Raw genomic sequence first — 5,492 nt, 5'->3', positions numbered from 1 at the left:
GCCCCAGCCCGCGGCCCGCCGCGGCACCCGGTTCCACGCCTGGGTCGAGTCGCGGTTCGAGGAGCTGCCGCTGCCCATGCTCGGCCTGGACGAGCTGCCAGGCGGCGAACCCGACGCGGACTCGGAGATCAGGGACGAGCGGGAGCTCGACGCCCTGAAGGAGGCGTTCGCCCGCACACCGTACGCGGGGCGCCGGCCGTACCGCGTCGAGGCGCCCTTCCAGATCCAGCTGGCGGGCCGGGTGATCAGCGGCCGCATCGACGCCGTGTACCGCACGCCGAGCGGCGGCTTCGAGATCATCGACTGGAAGACGGCCAGGCGGCAGGAGGCCGACCCGCTCCAGCTCGCCATCTACCGGCTGGCCTGGGCCGAGCGCCACGGGCTGCGGTTGGGCCAGGTCAGCGCGGCGTTTCTGTACGTGCGCAGCGGCGAGCTGGTGCGGCCCACCGTGCTGCCGGGCCGCAGCGGCATCGAGCGGCTGCTGCTGGGGGAGGATTCCTGGGAGCCCAACGACCCCGGTTAGTCTTCTGAGTATGCGTACCACCTCGGACAACGCTGTCCAGCCGATCCCGCTCACCGGCACAGGCGGCATCGACCGCAGCGCCGGGCACCGCCTCGACGAGGCGTGGCTGGGCGCCGCCTGGAGTCATCCCACCACCAGGGTGTTCGTGGTCTCCGGCGGCCAGGCACTGATCGAGGACACGGAGGACGGGCGCACCGAGCTGGTCACCATGCCGTCGTTCGACGCCCCGCTCACCGAGGCCCACCGGTACTTCCTGGGCACCGACGAGGACGGCGTGCGCTACTTCGCCCTCCAGAAGGACTCGCTGCCGGGCCGGATGGACGAGGCGGCCAGGCCCGCCGGGCTCCGGGAGGCCGCCGCGCTGCTGTCCGAGCGGGACAACGAACTGCTGGTGCACGCCGTCGCCCTGGAGAACTGGCAGCGGCTGCACCGGTTCTGCTCGCGCTGCGGCGAGCGCACGGTGATCGCGGCCGCCGGCCACGTGAGGCGCTGCCCGGCCTGCGGCGCCGAGCACTACCCGCGCACCGACCCGGCGGTGATCATGCTGGTGCTCGACGAGTCGGACCGGGCGCTGCTCGGGCGGCAGGTGCACTGGCCCGAGGGCCGCTTCTCGACGCTGGCCGGCTTCGTGGAGCCGGGGGAGTCGATCGAGGAGGCGGTGATACGCGAGGTCCGCGAGGAGGCCGGGATCGCGATCGGCGAGGTGTCGTACGTCGCGAGCCAGCCGTGGCCGTTCCCGTCCAGCCTGATGCTGGGCTTCGTGGCCCGCGCCACCACGTCCGAGCTGACGGTGGACGGCGAGGAGATCGAGGAGGCCCGCTGGTTCTCGCGGGACGACCTGCGGGCGGCCATGGAGTCCGGCGAGGTGCTGCCCCCGGCCGGGATCTCCATCGCCGCCCGACTGATCGAGATGTGGTACGGCAAGCCGCTGGTCTGAGGGCCGGCGGCCCGCGCCATGTACCCGCGCGGTGTGAGGGCTCAGTCGGCGACGGGCGCGCCGACCAGCGCCTCCTTCACCTGGGCGAGGGAGGGGTTGGTCATGGTGACCTCGGGGCCGCCCGAGGCGGGCGCCACGACGACCGTGGGCACCGTCTGGTTGCCGTTGTTGGCCTTCTCCACCAGGGCCACCGCGGTCGGGTCCTGCTCGATGTCGATCTCGGTGAACGCGATGCCCTCACGGTCCAGCTGGCCCTTGAGCCGGCGGCAGTAACCGCACCACGGGGTGCTGTACATCGTCACGGTGCCCTGCATCGTCCTGCTCCTCGTCATGGTCGTTGTCGCGGTCGTCGTACGCGGTCGTCGTCGCGGTCGTGCGGTCGTCCCGATGGGGGCCGATTCCTCGCTCCAGGACAACACACGGGCCGGTACGACAAATTCCGCGGGCTGTGGACAACCCGCCCCACGGGCCTCCGGCGACCTGGCAGCATGGCGGGGTGACATCAGCACCGCACGCCTCGCCCCTCCCCTCCGGATCCTTCCCCACCACACCCGACTCGGCCGACGCCGTGCTCGACGGGCTCGATCCCGAGCAGCGGGAGGTGGCCACCACGCTGCACGGGCCGGTGTGCGTGCTGGCCGGTGCCGGCACCGGGAAGACGCGGGCGATCACCCACCGCATCGCCTACGGGGTGCTGGCCGGCGTCTTCCAGCCGGCCACGGTGCTCGCGGTCACCTTCACCCAGCGGGCGGCGGGCGAGATGCGTGGCCGGCTGCGCCAGCTGGGCGCGGGCGGGGTCCAGGCCAGGACCTTCCACTCCGCGGCGCTGCGGCAGCTCCAGTACTTCTGGCCCAAGGCGGTGGGCGGGGAAGTGCCCCGGGTGGAGGAGCGGAAGATCCAGCTGGTCGCGGAGGCCGCCGCCAGGAACCGGGTCCGGTTGGAGCGGGCGGAGCTCCGCGAGGTCACCGGCGAGATCGAGTGGGCCAAGCTGACCCAGACCATCCCCGAGGAGTACCCGGCGGCCCTCGCCAAGGCCGGCCGCGAGGTGTCCGCGGACCCGGCCCAGATCAGCCGGATCTACGGCACCTACGAGCGGCTCAAGCGAGACCGCGGCGTCATCGACTTCGAGGACGTGCTGCTGCTGACGGTCGGCATCCTCACCGACCGGCACGACATCGCGGAGACGGTGCGCCGCCAGTACCAGCACTTCGTGGTCGACGAGTACCAGGACGTCAGCCCGCTCCAGCAGCGGCTGCTCCAACTGTGGTTGGGGGAGCGCGACAACCTGTGCGTCGTGGGGGACGCCAGCCAGACGATCTACTCCTTCACCGGCGCCACCCCCGAGCACCTGCTGAACTTCCGGCTCAGCCACCCGGAGGCCACCGTCGTCAAGCTCGTCCGGGACTACCGCTCCACACCGCAGGTGGTCCACCTGGCCAACGGGCTGCTCGCCCAGGCGAAGGGGCGGGCCGCGGAGAACCGTCTCGAGCTGGTCTCGCAGCGGCCGGCGGGGCCTGAGCCGGTCTTCGCCGAGCACCCGGACGAGCCGGCCGAGGCCGAGGCCACCGCCAAGCGGATCAGGCAGCTGCTCGCCCCGACCGAGGAGGGCGGCGGCGGGGTGCCGGCCAGCGAGATCGCCGTGCTCTTCCGGATCAACGCCCAGTCCGAGATCTACGAGCAGGCGCTGTCGGACGCCGGGATTCCCTACCAGGTCAGGGGCGCCGAGCGGTTCTTCGAGCGGCCCGAGATCCGGCAGGCCGGCCTCGCCCTGCGCGGCGCCTCCCGGGCCGCCGGCAACGACCCGGCGCTGACCGAGGCGGCGGACGAGGGGCTCGGCGCGCAGGTGGGCGCCGTGCTGGCCACCACCGGGTGGACGCCCACGCCGCCGGCCGGCTCGGGCGCCGTCCGCCAGCGGTGGGACTCGCTGAGTTCCCTGGTGCGGCTCGCCGAGGAGTTCGCGCGGGCCAGGCCGGGCGCCACCCTGCGGGACTTCGTGGCCGAGCTCGACGAGCGCGCCGCGGCCCAGCACATCCCCACCGTGGAGGGCGTCACGCTGGCCTCGCTGCACACCGCCAAGGGCCTCGAGTGGGACGCGGTGTTCCTCGTCGGCCTGACGGACGGGATGCTGCCGATCACCCACGCCAAGACGCCCGAGCAGGTGGAGGAGGAGCGCCGCCTGCTCTACGTGGGGGTCACCAGGGCTCGGCGTGACCTGACGATGTCCTGGGCGCTGTCCCGCTCGCCCGGCGGCCGGGCCTCCCGCCGGCCCAGCCGCTTCCTCGACGGGTTGCGGCCCGGCTCCAGCGTGTCCGCGGGGGCGGGCGCCGGTGGCGCCGGGGGCGTGGAGCGCGGCTCCGGCGCGCGCGGGCGCCGGGCGCGGGGGCCCGTCCTGTGCCGGGTGTGCGGGCGGACCCTGACCGAGGCGGCCGAAATCAAGCTCCGGCGCTGCGTGGACTGCCCCTCCACCATGGACGAGGAGTTGTTCGAGCGGCTGCGGGAGTGGCGCCTGGTGCGGGCCAGGGATCTGGGCCGTCCGCCGTACGCGGTGTTCACCGACGTCACGCTGATGGCGATCGCGGAGAACGTGCCGGGATCCGAGCGCGAGTTGGGCAAGATCTCCGGGGTGGGCCCGCACAAGCTGCGCCAGTTCGGTCCCGACGTGCTGGCCATGTGCGCCGGTCAGCCGCTGCCGGAGGCCGCGGCCGAGACTTCCGAGGAATCCCCGGAAAAATAGTTTGCGCGCGCCGGAGCGGTGCGCATAGCGTGCTGCACACGGCGCCGGAGGAGTCTTCCGCTTCTCCCGGAGCCGTGCTGTACTGAGCTGTACCGAAGTGCCCGTTGTGAGCAGCAGAGACTGCTCGTCGAGACGCCAGAAGGAGGCGAGTCCCGTGGCCAGTATCACGACCAAACTGATCGACCGCGCGTTCGTCGGCCTTCTCCTGGCTGATGGCGACGTCCCGCTGTCGGGCACCCGTCTGTCCGCTCGCGTTGCCGTGCGTCCGGCTGCTTCCGCCGTGATTCGCGAGGCCGCCGCCAGTGAGCGACCGATCCAGGCGCCCGCAGCAGTAGCGGTGAAGGCACACATGGGTGCCTATGCCACCGCCAATGCGGCCGGCGCCGGTAGCCAGCTCTTCGGACAGCAGCTCTTCGGACAGCAGAAGACCCAGCACCACACGATGTGGGCCCTCCGCGGGCTCGATCCCTGGAGTGATCCAGCCTGATCGGCGAGATCAGGTCGGCACCTACCAGGGCCGCGGAACCCACACCGGGATCCGCGGCCCTTCTGTTTTGCCAGCCGATTCCGGCCACGAGCCGGAGACCGACAACGACGACGAGGAATCGACCGTGCCACTCGCGCCGTACGCCGCCCGACCTGACCTCACCTCACCACCCGATCCGGAGACTTCTGTGACCCCGCTGTACACGCTGAACGAGCTCGACGAAGCCATCGAGCGACTCGACGACAGCGTCCCCTGCCGCTCCTACGACCCCGAGGTCTTCTTCGCGGAGACCCCGGAGGACGTGGAGTACGCCAAGTCGCTGTGCGGGACCTGCCCGCTGCGCGAGGCCTGCCTGGCCGGTGCCAAGGACCGCCGTGAGCCCTGGGGGGTGTGGGGTGGCGAGCTGTTCGTCCAGGGCGTCGTGGTGCCCCGCAAGCGGCCTCGTGGCCGCCCCCGCAAGAACCCGGTCACGGCATGAACGTCCAAGGCACCATCGGTCGGCCGGCGGCGTACGGCCCACGACGTGATCCCCACATGAACCTCCCCACCGAAGAACCGGCCGCGGCCCGCTCGCCGCGCCAGAAGCTGAACAGGACCAGGAAGTTGCATCTCATCCCAGAAGCGCTCGCTCGTTCCCATATGGCTGAACGAGCCCGCGAAGCCGAATCCCAACGCGCCGCCGACCAGTTGGCTCTCGCCAACCGGCTGGAGCGCAGGTCGGCCCGCCTCCAGCGCCGCGCGGAGCGCGCCTCACGGCGCGCCCGCAGGGCGCTCGCCCAGGCGGTGCTGAGCTAGGACCACACCCACCCAC

General features: G+C 72.3%; 7 protein-coding genes. 6 read left to right on the top strand and 1 reads right to left on the bottom strand.

All coding sequences use genetic code 11. The features are described from left to right. Both E1283_RS30915 and nudC read left to right on the top strand, forming a co-directional pair. Positions 1-523, top strand: a 523-nt coding sequence (locus E1283_RS30915; RefSeq protein ID WP_165956308.1) for a PD-(D/E)XK nuclease family protein, incomplete at its 5' end; no start/stop codon positions are given. A 10-nt stretch (positions 524-533) separates the two neighbouring features. Next, a complete protein-coding gene (gene nudC, locus E1283_RS30910; RefSeq protein WP_132821482.1) occupies positions 534-1,460 on the top strand; it encodes an NAD(+) diphosphatase in 927 nt (308 codons plus the stop codon). 41 nt (positions 1,461-1,501) lie between these two features. Here nudC and E1283_RS30905 read toward each other — a convergent pair whose 3' ends face one another. Beyond that, a complete protein-coding gene (locus E1283_RS30905) occupies positions 1,502-1,774 on the bottom strand; it encodes a glutaredoxin domain-containing protein (RefSeq protein ID WP_132821481.1) in 273 nt (90 codons plus the stop codon). Positions 1,775-1,956: 182 nt separating this feature from the next. Here E1283_RS30905 and E1283_RS30900 point away from each other — a divergent pair, with 182 nt between their 5' ends. The 4 genes from E1283_RS30900 to E1283_RS30885 all read left to right on the top strand — a co-directional run bounded on the left by E1283_RS30900 (position 1,957) and on the right by E1283_RS30885 (position 5,476). Continuing rightward, positions 1,957-4,194 carry an ATP-dependent DNA helicase UvrD2 gene (locus E1283_RS30900; protein WP_207930593.1) on the top strand — a complete coding sequence of 746 codons (2,238 nt, stop codon included), beginning with the start codon at positions 1,957-1,959 and terminating at the stop codon, positions 4,192-4,194. Between the two features lie 154 nt (positions 4,195-4,348). Further along, positions 4,349-4,681, top strand: a complete 333-nt coding sequence (locus E1283_RS30895; protein WP_243745222.1) for a hypothetical protein — start codon at positions 4,349-4,351, stop codon at positions 4,679-4,681. Positions 4,682-4,805: 124 nt separating this feature from the next. Continuing rightward, entirely contained in the window at positions 4,806-5,159 is a 354-nt protein-coding gene (locus E1283_RS30890) for a WhiB family transcriptional regulator (RefSeq protein WP_132821483.1), read from the top strand. Further along, on the top strand, positions 5,156-5,476 hold the full coding sequence (locus E1283_RS30885; protein WP_132821478.1) for a hypothetical protein: 321 nt from the start codon (positions 5,156-5,158) through the stop codon (positions 5,474-5,476). Before E1283_RS30890 ends, E1283_RS30885 begins: the two co-directional genes overlap by 4 nt. Positions 5,477-5,492 lie beyond the last annotated feature (16 nt).

It is taken from the genome of Streptomyces hainanensis (assembly GCF_004348415.1).
GTDB classification, from domain to species: domain Bacteria; phylum Actinomycetota; class Actinomycetes; order Streptomycetales; family Streptomycetaceae; genus Streptomyces; species Streptomyces hainanensis.
Note: the sequence above shows the minus strand (reverse complement) of the source record. Positions and strands in the feature narration are given on the sequence as shown.